We start from the raw sequence: 16,462 nt of genomic DNA, 5'->3' as shown, positions 1-16,462 counted from the left end.
AGAACGAGATGAATATCAACACGTGTAATAGGCTGTTGACGAGCTTGGCATTGGCGGTATCTCTGGGTTGTGCGGCGGTAAATGCCAGCGCTGGAAATGACGACTTTCTAGATGATGTAGAGGCGTTGCCTGCAAGCACAGTGTTTACCAACGGTGAGATCCCGAAATTTCCAGTGCTGGGCAAGCGGCGAGTTGTGGTGGTGGTCGGTCAATGGAGTAATTCCAGCAATGTCGACCCTGCTGTGATCCGGCAGCAGCTTTTTTCTGGTGATCCGCGGTCATTGCGTTCTTTTGTGCTAGCGTCCTCGGACAATAAGTTAAGCCTCGAACAAATCAGTTTTCTCACTCCGAGTTTTGGTGAGAAGCCTAGCGGCAACTGCAGTAATAGTGATATCTATTCGCGGGCAGAACGTGCCATAGAAGCAGCGGGCGTAAAAAAGGATGATTATGATCAGTTGATAGTGGCAGTCGCGTGCCAAGGTGGCGCGAATGCTACTATGCCCGGAAACAGGATGATCCTGTTTGGGCAAGGCGGGTCAAGTCATGTTTTTCTACATGAGTATGGTCATAATCTTGGTATCAATCACCCCAGAACTTATGCAGATTGCCGTCGTTCGGGCGACACTGTTTACGCGCCAGAGGGCTGTACCGTATCGTCAATTACCGACTCCGGCGATCCCGTGGGAGGCGGCACTGGCTTGTATCCTGCTGTTAACAGAGCTTTTGCAGGATGGCTTGACGAAAGACAGTCGTCACAAATTACCAAAACGGGAATTTACAAGCTGAGTGCACTCGGTGAGCCAGGCCCGCAGTCGTATGCGATTAGAAGGCCGGGGAAGAATGAGTACATAATGTTGGAGCATCGGCAGGCAAATCCACCGTATGATTTTGCTGCAGATGATAATCGCAGTATTGGTGTCTGGGTACGATATTCCACTATTGGTGCGAATGTGTACAGCATTCTACTGAATGCAAACCCTGAAGACGGTACGTTTGCTAAGCCCGCACTGCTTCCATCAAGAGTGTTGATTGACGAGGCGGCCGGGGTTAAATTGCGTGTCTGCATCACCGCCGGGAAGGGCCGATTCTTTGTGGTTTCGGTGAACAATGAGCGATTGCCAGAATGCACTGCGACTCCAGACGTTCCGCTTGTTGCTTCCCCAGAACAAGGGGAAGATGTATTGATTGCTCCAGTGTTCGCCGGTACTGGCATCCCCGGCGCTAGCGTTGAAATTAGTATTTCGGAAAAGACGGCGTCAACCGTTGTTGACGCGCAGGGGCACTGGCGCTATGTGGATAATGAGATCAGGCCGGAGGGTGAATACTCATTTCGTGTTAGGCAGGCTCTCGGCCCTATGCTGGTATCCGAATACTCTGAGAGTCGTAAGTATCGAGTCAAACATTCTGAGTTGAACAAGGCGTTGATCACAGCGCCGTTGCTTGGGGCGAAGGTAGGAAGATATCCCTTAGTCACCGGACGGGCGGTTCCTGGTGCTGAGGTTAGCGTGGCGAAAAGTTTTGACGACCGGATCCTGGCGCGGACAGAAGCTGATGAGCGTGGCCAGTGGTCGGTTAAAATAACGGAGCCGCTTCCGGCAGGTAGTTACTCGATTTCCGGTAGGCAGAAACGGGGTGGGCAAACTTCCGCATGGGGGGACAATGTACAATTCAATGTTATCAGCACGCTGGAAGCCCCGGAAATTGAAGCCCCTGAGGCCAACACAGAAATTGAAGCGGATAATGTGATCATGTCGGGGACTGCTTTGCCGGGTGCGATTGTTGTTATAGTGCCTCAAGGCAGACCTTCCGATTTTTTGGCTACGACCACCGCTAATGCCATGGGGCGTTGGGAAGTCAAGATTCCAGGCCTGTCGTTAGGTACCCACACTGTTAGTGCAAGAAGCTCCGATAATGGCAGCCATTCAGGGTGGTCGTTAAATAGACGTTTCACTGTGGTACAAAACACGGTACAGGGCGTAGGGCTAAAAAATGGCACGCAAGCTGCCAGATAAGGCATTGTATGGAGCCCCTTGAGCGTTGAATCTCTCATTGTGGGGAGCATCCACCCAACCGGAACAGGAGTAATCAGGCGCGTCGCGACAGGGTCGGCAACAGCTGCATGTCGCGAGCCTGGCGCACCGTCCCCCGCCCGACAAGCCCATACACTGAAGCCATTCACGGTACCCTGAGTGTTTGGTCACCCTCGCTCATGCACAGTGGATGTTGCTCGCTCTTGGCCCCGCTAGCTCACGGCTTTGCGGGGTTATTTTTATTCTGCTTGTTCCACCTGTACAACCATACACCTAGCATTTTTGCCAGATGACGGGCTGCAGAATTTTTTGCTCTTCTTGAGGGGATGGATTTCCACAGGAGCGGAAAATGTGAATAAGAATATCTGGGTGGTCATAGGGCTAGGGGCAAGTCTGGCAATGACCTCAGCTTGCTCGTCATCGACAGCATCGGACAACAACACGTCAAGCACGGTTAGGCAACTGTTCACGCCTGAACCAACCCCTGATCGCAGCATATTGCGAAAAACAGCCAGTGGAAACTTGGTCACTTTACTTGCGGATCCGGCGAACCAGGAAATTACCTTGGTTGATGTCGATCCGACAGTAGTCAGCAATAACACCAAAAGCTTGATGGTCACACTGCCGGATGGCAAGGCGGCGCAGTTTAACTTGCATGATTACAAAACTATCACTCCAGGTATTGATGGGTGGGTAGGTTATAAATCCTCTGAATGGAAGAAGCAGCACAGCTCAGGCCCTACAGAAATTGATATTGACCCACTGTATTACCTGTCGCTGGTACGAGAGGGTAATACGGTAGTGGGTAGCGTGATTATAGACGGGCAACGCTACCGGCTTGAAACTTTGGCTCCTGGAAAATATGCCTTTATCAAAGTCGACGAGAGTAAATTGCCACCAGAAGCAGAACCGCTTGTTGGGGTGTCTGAGAACAACAAGATGGCGCGCACAGTCACCCCTGCCTCCGAACATAGCATTATTCGGGTGCTGATGGTATCGACCAACGAGGCTCGTGCCGCCAACTCTAGTTACAGAGCGGCGATGGCAGGGGCGTTGCAGGATGCCAATGCCTACATGGCCAACAGTCGTGTGAATATCACATATGAATTGGCCGGCTATTTCGATGCTGACTACGAGGAGACAGGAAAAAGTAGTCAGCTAGGCGATTTGAAGGCGACTTCTCGACCATTGGGAGCCTCCGTTGCGCCAGTGCGCGACGCGCTCAGAGCTGATTTGGTCACTATGTATTCGACCACTAGAGCCTATTGCGGAATGGGCTATCTGACATCTGGCCGTACAACTGGCTTCTCGGTGGTTGCTTGCTTATCTTCGATGGGGCATGAATTGGGGCACAATCTGGGTGCAACTCATAACTGGGAGCCTGGAGACAATGAGAGAAACCCGCCTTATATGTTTGGATATCCTTATACAGGTACTCCGCGATTTCGTACACAGATGTCCTACGATTGCTCAGGAGGGACCTGTCCGAAAGTTCCTTATCATTCGAATCCTAGAATTACCTATCAAGGGGTGGCCTTGGGCACTGTCGAACACCACGATGCGGCGCGCCGCTTCAATGAACGTCGGGAAACGGTGGAAAATTTCTATCCGCACGTCGTGACTTATACGTTGTATGAACATGAAAACTATCAAGGCCAGTCTTGCACCATCATGCACGGTGACATGGAAACCAGTTATTTAACGAGTCGGTGTGGCAGTGGATGGGACCGTAAGGTATCGTCCCTGCGGATTGGCGGTGTTGTACCTGGGCTGACTATTGAACTTTGGCCAGATGGTGTAAGCCAGACCCGTATTTATAGTAGGACGTTCACCGGCGAACTTGATGTGCCTACGATGAATAAGGCCCCTAACTTCCCGGCAGGTGTAGAGCGCGTATGGGGCGGGCGTGCCGATGACCTGCTGCAACGCTTGTCAAACTCCCGGTGAAGTGATTTTGTAGCACTGGACACTGCCAGGTATTCAGGCACTACAGGCACCACGCCTGAATGCCTGGCGAATCTTCTACCGGGCGAAACGCATCACTCTGCCGACGTGCTCGGGTGACGCCATGTCCATCTGTGAATCCAGGAGGCTTTGCAGAGCCGCCTCGGTCTTCTGGGTAAATGGCGCCGATTTAGGGCCGGCCAAGTCTATGTGCAGCAGCATCTGTTCACTGGCAGCCAATGCGTCCTCAAAATCGGCCCGGTGCAAAGTGTGATACAGGTGCAGCCGCTTGCGATCAAAGCCGATGATCTGCGTCTGTACCCAGACCTCGCTACCCAGTTTTACTTCATGCAGGTAGTTGATGTGCGCTTCCAGGGTGAACAGGGAATTTCCGCTCTGCCCACGGCTGTCGGCATCCAGGCCGATGCGCTCCATCAGCGCATCGGTGGCGTAGCTGAAAATGAGCATGTAGAAGGCATCGCGCAGATGCCCGTTGTAGTCCACCCAGTCCTTCTGGACTGGGGTGCGGTAGGTGATCAGTGCGGGCATTGCTTATTCCTCAATCGCCAAAGGCCATGCCGTGTGTGGCCTTGCTGGTCTTCACTGCCTCCAGCACCGCCAGCAGGGTGTCATCACGATAGCGCTCCAGCGCGGCGATGCTACGTTCGCCCAGTTGCTCGGAGGTGCCGTCCACCACATCGTCGATCAACTTGTCGGTCAGCTCCGGCGCCGGCAGGTAAGTCCAGGGCAGCTTGAGGGCCGGGCCGAACTGCGACATGAAGTGGCGCATGCCAGCATCGCCACCGGCCAGGGTGTAGGTGAGGAAGGTGCCCATGAACGACCAGCGCAGGCCTGCACCGAAGCGAATGGCATCGTCGATCTCGCCGGTGGTCGCCACGCCGTCGTTAACCAGGTGCAGGGCCTCACGCCAGAGCGCTTCGAGCAGGCGGTCGGCGATGAAACCGGGCACTTCCTTGCGCACATGCAGCGGGCGCATACCCAGTGCGGTGTAGATGGTTTTTGCCGCCTCGATGGCTTCAGGCGCGGTACGCTTGCCGCCGACGATCTCGACCAGCGGCAGCAAGTACACCGGGTTGAACGGGTGGCCGACCACGCAGCGTTCGGGGTGGGTAGCCGACTCGTAGAATTCGCTGGGCAGCAGGCCTGAAGTGCTGGAACCGATGATGGCCTCGGGCTTGGCGGCGGCGCTGATTTTTGCGTGCAGGTCGAGTTTGAGGTCCAGCCGCTCCGGCGCGCTTTCCTGGATGAAATCGGCGTCGCGTACGCATTCTTCGATGGTACTGACGAACTTCAGCCGGGTTTGTGATGCACCTTGGGCCAGGCCTTGTTTTTCCAGCGCCGGCCAAGCGTTGGCGATGCGCTTGCGCAGTACTTGCTCGGCACCGGGTGCCGGGTCCCAGGCGACCACGTCCAGGCCGTGGGCGAGGGCGCGGGCAACCCAGCCGCTGCCAATTACGCCGCTACCCAAAGCGGCGAAAGTCTTGATCTCGGTGATGAAGGGCATGTCAGTCTCCTGAAGTGATCATCGGCGCTTGAGATTCATTTTTTCCCGGCCTTCTGCCGGGGACAGGATGCGGCCACCCATGCGGGTGATGATCTCGCTCGCGCGCTCGACCAACTGGCCGTTGCTGGCCAGCACGCCACGGTCCAGATACAGGTTGTCTTCGAGCCCGACCCGCACATTGCCGCCGAGTAACACAGCTTGCGCGGCCATCGGCATCTGCATGCGGCCGATGCCAAAGCCGGCCCAGGTGACATTGGCGGGCAGGTTGTCGACCATCGCCTTCATGGTGGTGGTGTCGGCCGGTGCGCCCCATGGAATGCCCAGGCACAGCTGGAACAGCGGGTCTTCGAGCAGGCCTTCCTTGATCATCTGCTTGGCGAACCACAGGTGGCCGGTGTCGAAGATTTCCAGTTCGGCTTTCACGCCCAGTTCGGTGATGCGTCTGGCGCCGGCGCGCAGTTGCGCCGGGGTGGAGACGTAGATCGAATTGCCGTCACCGAAGTTGAGGGTGCCGCAGTCGAGGGTGCAGATTTCCGGCAGCAGCGCCTCGACATGGGCCAGGCGTTCCAGCGGGCCGATCAGGTCGGTGCCCGGGCCGAACTCCAGTGGCGTTTCGCCTGGGCCGATTTCCAGGTCGCCGCCCATGCCGGCGGTAAGGTTGACGATGATGTCCACATCGGCTTCGCGGATGCGTTCCATGACTTCGCGGTAAAGGTTTACGTCGCGGCTGAAACGGCCGGTTTGCGGGTCGCGAACGTGGCAGTGGACCACGGTGGCGCCGGCTTTGGCGGCTTCGACGGCGGCTTCGGCGATCTGTTTGGGGGTGACCGGGACCAGGTGGCTTTTCGAAGCGGTGTCACCGGCGCCGGTGAGGGCGCAGGTGATGATGACGTCGTGGTTCATGGCGGGGTTCCTTGTGTTATCTGTGCTGGCCCTATCGCCGGCAAGCCAGCTCCCACAGGGTCCGCGTGAACCCTGTGGGAGCGGGCGTGCCCGCGAAAAGGGCCGGATCAGTTGGCAGTAAGCTTGAGGTTGTCCGCAGCCGGCTTGCCATCGAAGGTGGTCACCCCCTCAAGCCAGCGCGCCTTGTCATCGGGGTGGTCTTTCAGCCACTGGCGGGCCGATTCCAGCGCATCCTTGTGGTCGAGCAGCGGCTGCATCATGCGGCTCTCGTCCTCGGCGCTGAAGTTCAGGTTGGCCAGCAGGCGGTGGGCGTTGGGGCAGCGATCGGCGTAGTCCGGCGCGGTCACCGTCCACACCGTCGCACGGCCTTCGTCCGGGCCCAGGGCGTCCTGGCTCTCGCCCAGGTAGGCCATGTCGATGTTCACGTTCATCGGGTGCGGCGCCCAGCCGAAGAACACCACGGCCTCCTTGCGGCGCACGGCGCGGTCGACGGCAGCGAGCATGCCGGCCTCGCTGGACTCGACCAGCTGGAACTTGCCCAGGCCGAACTGGTTCTTGGTGATCATCGCCTTGATCTGGGTGTTGGCGCCGGAGCCGGGCTCGATGCCGTAGATCTTGCCGCCCAGCTCCTTCTCGAATTTGTGGATGTCGGCGAAGGTCTTCAGGCCTTTGTCATACAGGTACTTCGGCACTGCCAGGGTCGCCCGGGCATCTTCCAGGCTGGGCTTTTCCAGCACCTTCACCTGCTTGGCATCGATGAACGGGGTGATGGTCTGGGTCATGATCGGGTTCCAGTAACCCAGGAACATGTCCAGGCGCTTGTCGCGGATGCCGGCAAAGATGATCTGCTGCGAAGCGCTGGTCTGCTTGGTCTGGTAGCCCAGGCCATCAAGCAGCACCTGGGCCATGGCGCTGGTGGCGATGACGTCGGTCCAGTTGACCACGCCCAGGCGGACGTTCTTGCAGGCCGCAGGCTCTGCGGCGTAAAGCGGGGAGGTGGCGATGCTGCTCAGGGCAAGGGTCAACAGGCTGCGGCGGATCAAGCTGTGCATGGTGGCTCTCCATCGGCAGTGCATATTGTTATGGGGTTCGGACCTCTCTGGGCCGTGTGAACACGCTACGCTGCACGCAGGGTGAAAAATCGCACCCTGGCGACCAACACTTGCACGGAGGCGACCACCTTTGCCGTGGAGCATGCAATGCTGCAAAACATTCACTTTCTGCTGTTGCCCGGGTTCTCGGCCATGGGCTTCATCAGTGCCCTGGAACCCCTGCGGGTAGCCAACCGGTTCAAGAGGCCGTCCTACCGTTGGCAGGTACTGAGCCTGGATGGCGGTGCGGTGCAGGCCAGCAACGGCATGTCGGTAAACGCCGATGCGGCGCTGGCCGCGGGCGAGCCTGCCGGCATTGTGCTGATCGTGGCCGGTTTCGATCCCCTGGCCTGTTATGGCCCGGCGCTGCAACAGGCGCTACGCCGCCTGGATCATGAAGGGGTGATACTCGGCGGCATCGACACGGGTGCAGTGGTGCTGGCCGAGGCGGGCCTGCTCGACGGCCATCGTGCCACCGTGCATTGGGAGGCGCTGGAAGCGTTCAAGGAAAACTACCCGAGCCTGCAGGCGACCCAGGAGCTGTTCGAGATTGACCGGCGGCGCATCACCTGCGCTGGCGGCACGGCGTCCATTGACCTGATGCTCGACCTGATTGCCCAGGCCCACGGCAGTGAACTGGCGGTGCAGGTGTCGGAGCAATTCGTGCTCGGGCGTATCCGCCAGCGACAGGACCATCAGCGCATGCAGATCGCCAGCCGCTATGGCATCAGCAACAAGAAGCTGGTGAAGGTGATTGGCGAAATGGAGCGCAATACCGAGCAGCCACTCAATACCCAGGTGCTGGCAGAAGTGGTGCAGGTGACACGGCGGCAGCTGGAGCGGCTGTTTCGTGTGCACCTGAACGACACGCCCAGTGGTTTCTATTTGCGACTGCGGCTGGACAAGGCCCGGCAGTTGTTGCGCCAGACCGACATGAGTGTGCTGGAGGTGGGGGTGGCTTGCGGGTTCGAGTCGGCTTCGTACTTTACCCGCTGTTACCGGGCGCGGTACCAGCGTTGCCCGCGGGAGGACCGCCTGGTCAGAGTTGTATGAGGTTCTTGCAGCCGATCGCTGACCTTTGTAGGAGCGGCCTTGTGTCGCGATAGGGCCGCAAAGCGGCCCCGGCTATTTCCGCGGCGAAGCTGAAAATGTGGGGCCGCTTCGCGCCCCTATCGCGACACAAGGCCGCTCCTACAGGGGATAGCGTTGCAGTCAGCCATTACTGCTGGCCAATAGACTGCAAATACTCCGAGCGGTCATCACTGCGCTGGGCCATGCAGGTATCCAAGGCCGCCTGGAACGCCTTGCTCCCCGCCTTTTCGGCATAGGTTTCGACCTTGCAATCAGCATCGCGCAACTGCGTCCACAGCTTCTCGGCTGCATCCATGCGCCCGATCAGGGCAGTGGCCTGGTCGCCTTCGTCGGCATATTGATCGCGGATGCGCTGGATCAAGTCATCGTAAGCCGACTTCAGCTCCCGCTCGGCCGTCTGCTTGTTGAACGCAGCGCAGGCGTAGGTCTGCTGGTCGGTGTCGACGTTGTCGCACGGGGTGCTTTCTTCCTCGCCGGCCTGGGCGCCCGATACGACGGCCAGCAATACCAGCCATGCCAATGATTTCATCCCTTTTCTCCTCAACAGGCTGACGAATCGCAGGGATTCTCGCTCAGACGAAGGCGCGGTGGTAGCTACCTGTCCAAATGTTCATAAAGCCGCCGGAAAGGTCGTTATCGAGACTGTCTCTCATCGCCAGACGGCGTGCCAGAGGGCGTGTTGTCGCGCATTGACGCTTTCGGCAAACCCCCTGTCGTTTTTGCATCGGGGCGCCTTTGGGCACAGGCATATGCTGGCCCCAAAGCGCCGGCACAAGGTTTGGCGCCAACCATTCAATAAAAGGGGACAGCCTGATGAGCCCAGCCGAACTTCACGCCGACAGCATCGTCATCGACGGCCTGATCATTGCCAAATGGAACCGCGAGCTGTTCGAGGACATGCGCAAAGGCGGGCTGACTGCGGCCAACTGCACAGTGTCGGTCTGGGAAGGCTTCAAGGCAACCGTCGACCAGATCGCCGCCAGCCAGAAGCTCATCCGCGACAACAGCGACCTGGTGATGCCGGTGCGTACCACTGCCGACATCCGCAAGGCCAAGGAACTGGGCAAGACCGGCATCCTCTTCGGCTTCCAGAACGCCCATGCGTTCGAAGACCAGATCGCCTACGTGGACGTGTTCAAGCAACTGGGCGTGGGCATCGTGCAGATGTGCTACAACACCCAGAACCTGGTGGGCACCGGCTGCTACGAGCGCGACGGCGGGCTGTCTGGCTTCGGCCGCGAGATCGTCGCGGAAATGAACCGTGTCGGCATCATGTGCGACCTGTCCCACGTCGGCTCCAAGACCTCCGAAGAAGTCATCCTCGAATCTAAAAAGCCGGTGTGCTATTCGCACTGCCTGCCTTCGGGCCTGAAAGAGCACCCGCGCAACAAGTCGGACGCAGAGCTGAAGTTCATCGCCGACCACGGCGGCTTCGTGGGCGTAACCATGTTCGCGCCGTTCCTGGCCAAAGGCATCGACTCGACCATCGACGACTACGCCGAAGCTATCGAGTACACCATGAATATCGTCGGTGAAGACGCCATCGGTATCGGCACCGACTTCACCCAGGGCCATGGCCAGGACTTCTTCGAGTACCTGACCCACGACAAGGGCTATGCCCGTCGCCTGACCAACTTCGGCAAGATCATCAACCCGCTGGGCATCCGCACCGTGGGCGAATTCCCCAACCTCACCGAAACCTTGCTCAAGCGCGGCCACTCCGAGCGTGTGGTGCGCAAGATCATGGGCGAGAACTGGGTCAACGTCCTCAAGGACGTCTGGGGCGAGTAAGCCGCTCTCCAAGCCTGATAGCCCCTGCCAGCAACGCCGGGGCACCCACATAAAAATTTGTATGGAGTTGAGTTTCCATGGCCAAGATCGCCCCGCAATTGCCAATCGAAGTCGACAGCGAGACCGGTGTCTGGACCAGCGACGCCTTGCCGATGCTGTACGTGCCGCGCCATTTCTTCGTCAACAACCACATCGGCATCGAGGAAGTGCTGGGCGCCGACGCCTATGCCGAGATCCTCTACAAAGCCGGCTACAAGTCCGCCTGGCACTGGTGTGAAAAAGAAGCCGAGTGCCATGGCCTGGAAGGCGTGGCGGTGTTCGAGCACTACATGAAGCGCCTGTCCCAGCGTGGCTGGGGCCTGTTCGAGATCCAGGACATCGACCTGGACAAAGGCACCTGCAGCGTCAAGCTCAAGCACTCGGCGTTTGTGTACGTGTACGGCAAGGTTGGCCGCAAGGTCGACTACATGTTCACCGGCTGGTTCGCCGGCGCAATGGACCAGATTCTCGCTGCCCGCGGCAGCTCGATCCGCACCGTGGCCGAACAGGTCTACGGCGGGTCGGAAGAAGGCCACGAAGATGGCCTGTTCGTTACAAAGCCGTTGTAAGCCGGAGATAGCGTCATGGCATTCGAAGCAATGTTCCAGCCGATCCAGATCGGCAAACTGACCATCCGCAACCGTGTGCTCAGCACCGCGCACGCCGAGGTCTACGCCACTGACGGCGGCATGACGACCGACCGCTACGTGAAGTACTACGAAGAGAAGGCCAAGGGCGGCATCGGCCTGGCGATCTGCGGCGGCTCGTCCGTCGTCGCCATCGACAGCCCGCAGGAATGGTGGGCCTCGGTCAACCTGTCGACCGACCGCATCATCCCGCACTTCCAGAACCTGGCCGACGCCATGCACAAGCATGGCGCCAAGATCATGATCCAGATTACCCACATGGGCCGTCGCTCGCGCTGGGACGGCTTCAACTGGCCGACCCTGATGTCGCCGTCGGGCATCCGCGAACCGGTGCACCGTGCCACCTGCAAGACCATCGAGGTGGAAGAGATCTGGCGGGTTATCGGCAACTACGCGCAGGCTGCGCGGCGTGCCAAAGAGGGCGGCCTGGACGGCGTCGAACTGTCGGCCGTGCACCAGCACATGATTGACCAGTTCTGGAGCCCGCGGGTCAACAAGCGTACCGACGAATGGGGCGGCACGTTTGAAGGCCGCATGAAGTTCGGCCTGGAAGTACTCAAAGCCGTGCGCGCCGAAGTGGGCGACGACTTCTGCGTGGGCATGCGCATCTGTGGTGACGAGTTCCACCCCGATGGCCTCAGCCACGAGGACATGAAGCAGATTGCCGCCTACTACGACGGCACCGGCATGCTCGACTTCATTGGCGTGGTCGGCTCGGGTTGCGACACCCACAACACCCTGGCCAACGTCATCCCCAACATGAGCTACCCGCCAGAGCCATTCCTGCACCTGGCGGCCGGCATCAAGGAAGTGGTCAAGGTCCCGGTGCTGCACGCGCAGAACATCAAGGACCCGAACCAGGCCACGCGCATCCTTGAAGGCGGCTACGTGGACATGGTCGGCATGACCCGTGCGCACATGGCCGACCCGCACCTGATCGCCAAGATCAAGATGGGCCAGATTGACCAGATCAAGCAGTGCGTCGGTGCCAACTACTGCATCGACCGCCAGTACCAGGGCCTGGATGTGCTGTGCATCCAGAACGCCGCGACCTCCCGTGAATACATGGGTGTGCCGCACATCATCGAGAAGACCACCGGCGTCAAACGCAAGGTGGTGGTGGTTGGCGCCGGACCCGCCGGCATGGAAGCGGCCCGCGTGGCTGCCGAACGTGGCCACGATGTGACCCTGTTCGAGAAGAAAGACCAGATCGGCGGGCAGATCACCATTGCCGCCAAGGCACCGCAGCGTGACCAGATTGCCGGCATCACCCGCTGGTACCAGCTGGAGCTGGCGCGCCTGAAAGTGGACCTGCGCCTGGGCACCGCTGCCAGCGTGGACGCCATCCAGGACCTGCGCCCGGACGTTATCGTGCTGGCGGTGGGCGGCCATCCGTTCGTCGAGCAGAACGAGCATTGGGGCGCTGCCGAAGGGCTGGTGGTCAGCAGCTGGGACGTGCTCGACGGCAAGGTTGCGCCGGGCAAGAACGTGCTGGTGTACGACACCATTTGTGAATTCACCGGCATGTCGGCAGCAGACTACATTGCCGACAAAGGCAGCCAGGTTGAAATCGTCACCGACGACATCAAGCCGGGCGTGGCCATGGGCGGCACGACCTTCCCGACCTACTACCGCAGCATGTACCCGAAAGAAGTGATCATGACCGGCGACATGATGCTGGAAAAGGTCTACCGCGAAGGCGACAAGCTGGTGGCGGTGCTGGAGAACGAATACACCGGCGCCAAGGAAGAACGCGTGGTCGACCAGGTGGTGATCGAGAACGGCGTGCGGCCTGATGAAGCGCTGTACTACGCGCTGAAGGACGGCTCGCGCAACAAGGGCCAGATCGATGTGGAGGCGCTGTTTGCCATCAAGCCACAGCCGATCCTCAGCCAGCCGGGCGAAGGTTACCTGCTGTACCGCATCGGCGACTGCGTGGCCCAGCGCAACGTGCATGCGGCGATCTACGACGCCTTGCGCCTGTGCAAGGATTTCTGATCGCACCGTCTTTCTAGAGGCGGGACTGGCCCCCCTGTAGGAGCGGCCTTGTGCCGCGAAAGGGTCGCGAAGCGGCCCCCAGCATTTCATCGGTATCAAGGATGCTGGGGCCGCTACGCAGCCCTTTCGCGGCACAAGGCCGCTCCTACAGGGGTCCGCGCTGGCCTTTGGGGTGGCGCAAGAATTTAGCTGTTGTGGGAGCCTCCCATGTTGAACACCCTTCTACCCGTTCTGCTGTTCGCTGCCCTTGGCCTGGCGGTGCTCGGCGCCCTGCGCCGGGTGCGCATGTGGCGGCGGGGCCGGGCCTCCAAGGTCGACCTGATCGGCGGCCTGCTGGCCATGCCGCGCCGTTACCTGGTGGACCTGCACCACGTGGTCGAGCGCGACAAGTACATGTCCAAGACCCACGTGGCCACCGCTGGCGGCTTCGTGCTGTCGGCTGCCTTGGCGATCCTGGTGCATGGCTTTGGCCTGCAGAGCAAAATCCTCGGCTACGCGTTGCTGGTAGCCACGGTGATCATGTTTACCGGCGCCCTCTTTGTCTTCAAGCGCCGCCTCAACCCGCCTGCACGCCTGTCCAAGGGCCCGTGGATGCGTTTGCCGAAGAGCCTGCTGGTGTTCGCCGCAAGCTTCTTCATTGCCACCCTGCCGGTCGCCGGTATCCTGCCCGCCAACACGGGTGGCTGGGTGATGGTTGCTGTGCTCGGCCTGGGCGTGCTGTGGGGTGTGTCGGAGCTGTTCTTCGGCATGACCTGGGGCGGCCCGATGAAGCACGCCTTCGCCGGTGCCCTGCACCTGGCCTGGCACCGCCGCGCCGAGCGCTTTGGCGGCGGCCGCTCCACCGGCCTCAAGCCGCTGGACCTCGAAGACCCCAACGCGCCGCTGGGCGTGGAAAAGCCGGCGGACTTCACCTGGAACCAACTGCTGGGCTTCGATGCCTGCGTGCAGTGCGGTAAATGTGAAGCCATGTGCCCGGCCTTTGCCGCTGGTCAGCCGCTGAACCCGAAAAAGCTCATTCAGGACATGGTCATCGGCCTGGCCGGTGGCACGGACGCCAAGTTCGCCGGTAGCCCTTACCCGGGCAAGCCGATCGGTGAACACGGCGGCCACCCGCACCAGCCGATCGTCAATGGCCTGGTCGACGCTGAAACGCTGTGGTCGTGCACCACCTGCCGTGCCTGCGTCGAGGAATGCCCGATGATGATCGAGCACGTCGATGCCATCGTCGACATGCGCCGCCACCTCACCCTGGAAAAGGGCGCCACCCCAAACAAGGGCGCCGAGGTGCTGGACAACCTGATCGCCACCGACAACCCCGGCGGTTTCGCCCCGGGCGGTCGCATGAACTGGGCTGCCGACCTCAACCTGAAACTGCTGTCGGAGGTGAAAACCACCGAAGTGCTGTTCTGGGTTGGCGACGGTGCCTTCGACATGCGCAACCAGCGCACCCTGCGTTCGTTTGTCAAAGTACTGAAGGCCTCGGGCGTGGACTTTGCCGTGCTCGGCCTGGAAGAACGCGACAGTGGCGACGTTGCCCGCCGCCTGGGCGACGAAGCGACCTTCCAGCAACTGGCCAAACGCAACATCCAGACCCTGGCCAGGTACAAGTTCCAGCGCATCGTCACCTGCGACCCGCACAGCTTCCATGTGCTGAAGAACGAGTACGGCGCATTGGGTGGCGAGTACCAGGTGCAGCACCACAGCACCTACATTGCCGAACTGATCGCGGCCAACAAGCTCAACCTGGGCCAGCACAAGGGCGGCAGCGTCACCTACCACGACCCGTGCTACCTGGGCCGCTACAACGGTGAGTACGAAGCGCCGCGTGAAGTGCTCAAGGCGCTGGGTATCGAAGTGCGCGAGATGCAGCGCTCGGGCTTCCGTTCCCGTTGCTGCGGCGGTGGCGGCGGTGCGCCGATCACCGACATCCCGGGCAAGCAGCGTATCCCCGACATGCGCATGGACGACATTCGCGAAACCGAGGCCGAGCTGGTGGCCGTGGGTTGCCCGCAGTGCACCGCCATGCTCGAAGGCGTGGTCGAGCCGCGCCCGCAGATCAAGGACCTGGCCGAGCTGGTGGCCGACGTGCTGATCGAAGAGGACGCGCCCACTGCCCCAAAGCCGCAAACGGCTAAACGTGAACCTGCGGAGGTGCACTGATGAGCGACATTATCCGCCGCGACCCACGCGCCGAGTGGATCGCCCGTAACCGCCTGCACCCGCTGCATGCGGCCATGCAGACGCAACAGACCAGCTGGATGGGGCCCAATGGCCTGATCCGCAAGAACCCCCATGCGATTGCCGCAGGCTTTATCGGCCCGGCCGGCATCAAGCGCATCGACCGCAGCGGCGCTCAGCAGGGCACGGGTGTGGGTGGGCGGCGCACGGCGGCGGCAGAGGTCAAGCTGCCGCTGCACCAGGTGGCGGCGCCGGCGTTCTACATCGCCGTGGTGCCGGACATGGTCGGTGGCCGCCTGAGCAGCCACGACCGCGACTTGCTCGGCCTGGCCCACAGCCTGGCCGGCAGCGATGGCGCGGTGCTGGCGGTGGTGTTTGGCGAGCACAAGGAAAGCAACTTTTCCACAGCCGGTGTCGACCGCCTGCTGGTCATCGAGGGCGAGGCCTTCGAGGGTTATGCACCGGAGCAACTGGTGCAGGGCCTGCGGGCTGTGGATAACCAGTTCACCCCGCGCCACTGGCTGCTGCCCGACAGCCGCACCGGTGGCGGCGAACTGGGTCGACGCCTGGGCGCGGCGCTGGGCGAGCGCCCGGCCACGCGGGTGTGGCAGGTCAAGGACGGCCAGTGCATCGGCCGCGCCGGTGCCGGCCAGCAAGACCTGCAACGCGCTGTACCACGGCTGATCCTGGCAGCGGCCGAGTGTGCCGAGCCGGTCAGCGAAACCCGCCACGAAGCGTTGCCGGTGGAGTTGTCCACAGGCGTAGCGCGCAGCCTTTCGCGCATCGAAGACCTGGGCTCGGTGGCCGTGGACCCGGCCACCATTGCCATGGCCGAGGCCGAGTTCATCATCTCGGGCGGCAACGGGGTCAAGGACTGGGACCTGTACCACCAGGCCACCGCAGCCCTTGGCGCCACTGAAGGCGCCTCGCGGGTGGCGGTGGACGACGGCTTCATGCCGCGCAACCGCCAGGTGGGAGCCACCGGTACCTGGGTCACCGCACGCGTGTACGTGGCTGTGGGTATCTCGGGTGCCATCCAACACCTGCAGGGTATCGGCGCTTGCGACAAGGTGGTGGCGATCAACATGGACCCGGGCTGCGACATGATCAAACGGGCCGACCTGTCGGTGATTGGCGACAGCTCGGCGATTCTCAAGGCACTGATCGAGGCGGTGGACAACTACCGCAGCGGCGGCCAGCGCGACGCGGCATAAGGGCACGAGC

At 60.7% G+C, this 16,462-nt stretch carries 13 protein-coding genes; 8 read left to right on the top strand and 5 right to left on the bottom strand.

The features are described from left to right. Window positions 1-8: 8 nt before the first annotated feature. On the top strand, window positions 9-2,012 hold the full coding sequence (locus tag ABI582_RS10450; RefSeq protein WP_442119135.1) for a hypothetical protein: 2,004 nt from the start codon (window positions 9-11) through the stop codon (window positions 2,010-2,012). Window positions 2,013-2,381: 369 nt separating this feature from the next. Further along, a complete protein-coding gene (locus ABI582_RS10445; RefSeq protein WP_442119134.1) occupies window positions 2,382-3,977 on the top strand; it encodes a M12 family metallo-peptidase in 1,596 nt (531 codons plus the stop codon). A gap of 75 nt (window positions 3,978-4,052) precedes the next feature. Here the strand turns inward: ABI582_RS10445 and ABI582_RS10440 are convergent, their stop codons facing one another. The 4 genes from ABI582_RS10440 to choX form a co-directional block, all read right to left on the bottom strand. Beyond that, the gene (locus tag ABI582_RS10440; RefSeq protein ID WP_442119133.1) at window positions 4,053-4,523 is read right to left on the bottom strand and encodes a thioesterase family protein; all 471 of its coding nucleotides are present in this window, start codon (window positions 4,521-4,523) and stop codon (window positions 4,053-4,055) included. A gap of 10 nt (window positions 4,524-4,533) precedes the next feature. After that, window positions 4,534-5,499 carry an L-carnitine dehydrogenase gene (locus tag ABI582_RS10435; RefSeq protein WP_442119132.1) on the bottom strand — a complete coding sequence of 322 codons (966 nt, stop codon included), beginning with the start codon at window positions 5,497-5,499 and terminating at the stop codon, window positions 4,534-4,536. A gap of 18 nt (window positions 5,500-5,517) precedes the next feature. Beyond that, the gene (locus ABI582_RS10430) at window positions 5,518-6,402 is read right to left on the bottom strand and encodes a 3-keto-5-aminohexanoate cleavage protein (protein WP_442119131.1); all 885 of its coding nucleotides are present in this window, start codon (window positions 6,400-6,402) and stop codon (window positions 5,518-5,520) included. A gap of 107 nt (window positions 6,403-6,509) precedes the next feature. Then, window positions 6,510-7,454 carry a choline ABC transporter substrate-binding protein gene (choX, locus tag ABI582_RS10425; RefSeq protein ID WP_442119130.1) on the bottom strand — a complete coding sequence of 315 codons (945 nt, stop codon included), beginning with the start codon at window positions 7,452-7,454 and terminating at the stop codon, window positions 6,510-6,512. A gap of 147 nt (window positions 7,455-7,601) precedes the next feature. Here choX and ABI582_RS10420 point away from each other — a divergent pair, with 147 nt between their 5' ends. Continuing rightward, a complete protein-coding gene (locus ABI582_RS10420; RefSeq protein WP_442119129.1) occupies window positions 7,602-8,546 on the top strand; it encodes a GlxA family transcriptional regulator in 945 nt (314 codons plus the stop codon). Between the two features lie 166 nt (window positions 8,547-8,712). Here ABI582_RS10420 and ABI582_RS10415 read toward each other — a convergent pair whose 3' ends face one another. Continuing rightward, window positions 8,713-9,114 (bottom strand): lysozyme inhibitor LprI family protein, encoded by a 402-nt coding sequence (locus ABI582_RS10415; protein WP_442119128.1) that lies wholly within the window; start codon window positions 9,112-9,114, stop codon window positions 8,713-8,715. 284 nt (window positions 9,115-9,398) lie between these two features. On the opposite strand from ABI582_RS10415, the gene ABI582_RS10410 reads away from it, so the two are divergent. The 5 genes from ABI582_RS10410 to etfA all read left to right on the top strand — a co-directional run bounded on the left by ABI582_RS10410 (window position 9,399) and on the right by etfA (window position 16,452). After that, a complete protein-coding gene (locus ABI582_RS10410) occupies window positions 9,399-10,376 on the top strand; it encodes a dipeptidase (protein WP_009682902.1) in 978 nt (325 codons plus the stop codon). Window positions 10,377-10,453: 77 nt separating this feature from the next. Beyond that, window positions 10,454-10,984, top strand: a complete 531-nt coding sequence (locus ABI582_RS10405; RefSeq protein WP_016497619.1) for a DUF5943 domain-containing protein — start codon at window positions 10,454-10,456, stop codon at window positions 10,982-10,984. Between the two features lie 15 nt (window positions 10,985-10,999). After that, entirely contained in the window at window positions 11,000-13,060 is a 2,061-nt protein-coding gene (gene dgcA, locus ABI582_RS10400; protein WP_016484521.1) for a dimethylglycine demethylation protein DgcA, read from the top strand. A 207-nt stretch (window positions 13,061-13,267) separates the two neighbouring features. Further along, window positions 13,268-15,220, top strand: coding sequence for a dimethylglycine demethylation protein DgcB (gene dgcB, locus ABI582_RS10395; protein WP_442119127.1), 1,953 nt, complete (start codon window positions 13,268-13,270; stop codon window positions 15,218-15,220). Further along, a complete protein-coding gene (etfA, locus tag ABI582_RS10390; RefSeq protein WP_338745823.1) occupies window positions 15,220-16,452 on the top strand; it encodes an electron transfer flavoprotein subunit alpha in 1,233 nt (410 codons plus the stop codon). The genes dgcB and etfA overlap by 1 nt, the downstream gene beginning before the upstream one ends. Window positions 16,453-16,462: the final 10 nt, after the last annotated feature.

Origin of the sequence: Pseudomonas sp. SAS7 (assembly GCF_052112345.1) — a bacterium.
In the GTDB taxonomy this organism is placed as follows: domain Bacteria; phylum Pseudomonadota; class Gammaproteobacteria; order Pseudomonadales; family Pseudomonadaceae; genus Aquipseudomonas; species Aquipseudomonas putida_Q.
The sequence above is the reverse complement of the archived record's forward strand: the minus strand, read 5'-3'. Positions and strand labels throughout refer to the sequence as shown.

Bases quoted from the DNA above. Each gene is read 5' to 3' on its own strand.
- ABI582_RS10405 (WP_016497619.1), top strand. From the start codon at position 10,454: ATGGCCAAGATCGCCCCGCAATTGCCAATCGAAGTCGACAGCGAGACC.
- ABI582_RS10415 (WP_442119128.1), bottom strand. From the start codon at position 9,114: ATGAAATCATTGGCATGGCTGGTATTGCTGGCCGTCGTATCGGGCGCC.
- etfA (WP_338745823.1), top strand. From the start codon at position 15,220: ATGAGCGACATTATCCGCCGCGACCCACGCGCCGAGTGGATCGCCCGT.
- ABI582_RS10420 (WP_442119129.1), top strand. From the start codon at position 7,602: ATGCTGCAAAACATTCACTTTCTGCTGTTGCCCGGGTTCTCGGCCATG.
- choX (WP_442119130.1), bottom strand. From the start codon at position 7,454: ATGCACAGCTTGATCCGCCGCAGCCTGTTGACCCTTGCCCTGAGCAGC.
- ABI582_RS10450 (WP_442119135.1), top strand. From the start codon at position 9: ATGAATATCAACACGTGTAATAGGCTGTTGACGAGCTTGGCATTGGCG.
- ABI582_RS10410 (WP_009682902.1), top strand. From the start codon at position 9,399: ATGAGCCCAGCCGAACTTCACGCCGACAGCATCGTCATCGACGGCCTG.
- ABI582_RS10435 (WP_442119132.1), bottom strand. From the start codon at position 5,499: ATGCCCTTCATCACCGAGATCAAGACTTTCGCCGCTTTGGGTAGCGGC.
- ABI582_RS10440 (WP_442119133.1), bottom strand. From the start codon at position 4,523: ATGCCCGCACTGATCACCTACCGCACCCCAGTCCAGAAGGACTGGGTG.
- ABI582_RS10430 (WP_442119131.1), bottom strand. From the start codon at position 6,402: ATGAACCACGACGTCATCATCACCTGCGCCCTCACCGGCGCCGGTGAC.
- dgcB (WP_442119127.1), top strand. From the start codon at position 13,268: ATGTTGAACACCCTTCTACCCGTTCTGCTGTTCGCTGCCCTTGGCCTG.
- dgcA (WP_016484521.1), top strand. From the start codon at position 11,000: ATGGCATTCGAAGCAATGTTCCAGCCGATCCAGATCGGCAAACTGACC.